This is a genomic window from Planotetraspora sp. A-T 1434, from assembly GCF_025420585.1.
In the GTDB taxonomy this organism is placed as follows: domain Bacteria; phylum Actinomycetota; class Actinomycetes; order Streptosporangiales; family Streptosporangiaceae; genus JAOEGB01.
On the sequence record NZ_JAOEGB010000094.1, the window covers coordinates 1 to 684 of the forward strand.

Below are 684 nucleotides of genomic sequence, written 5' to 3' on the forward strand. Positions count from 1 at the left end.
GCCGTCGAGGAGTTGGAGGACCATGCGGGTGGCCAGCGCGGTCATCTCTGAGAGTGGCTGGCGGATCGTGGTCAGGCGAGGGGTGACCCAGTCGGCGAAGGGGAGGTCGTCGAAGCCGACCACGCTCACGTCCTCCGGCACCCGCAGCCCCCCGTCGCGCAGAGCGCGGTAGGCGCCGAGGGACTGGTGGTCGCTCCCGGCGAAGATGGCGGTCGGCCGTTGGGGGAGGGCCAGCAGGTCCAGCGCGTGGCGGTGGGCCAGTTCGTGCCCGAAGTCGCCGTGCCGTACCAGAGAGGGGTCGAAGGCGATCCCCGCCTCCTCCAGCGCGGCGCGATAGCCGTCGAGGCGGGCGCGCGACGACAGGCGGCCGGGCGGGCCACCGATCATGGCGATGCGGCGATGCCCCAGCTCGATGAGGTGCCGGGTCGCGGTGAAGCCGCCCGGCCAGTTGGTCGCCCCCACCGAGGGCACGTCGGGGCCGGGGTCGGCGGCGGGGTGCACGACGGCGAACGGAATGCCGAGCCGCCTCAGCTCGCGTTCCTGTGATCCCGCGAGCTCGGAGATGACCAGGATCGCGCCGAGCGAACCACGGGTGGCCAGCGCGTCCAGCCACTGCCTGGCCAGCCGCGAGCGGCCATGGACGGCGGAGACCACCAGGCCCATCCCGGCCTTCTGGACGACCTC

Annotated in this window: 1 protein-coding gene; it reads right to left on the bottom strand. The window is 73.4% G+C overall.

Translation table 11 applies throughout. The features are described from left to right. Positions 1–684 (bottom strand): substrate-binding domain-containing protein (locus tag N5079_RS35100; RefSeq protein ID WP_261588536.1); only part of this gene is annotated, 684 nt, incomplete at both ends.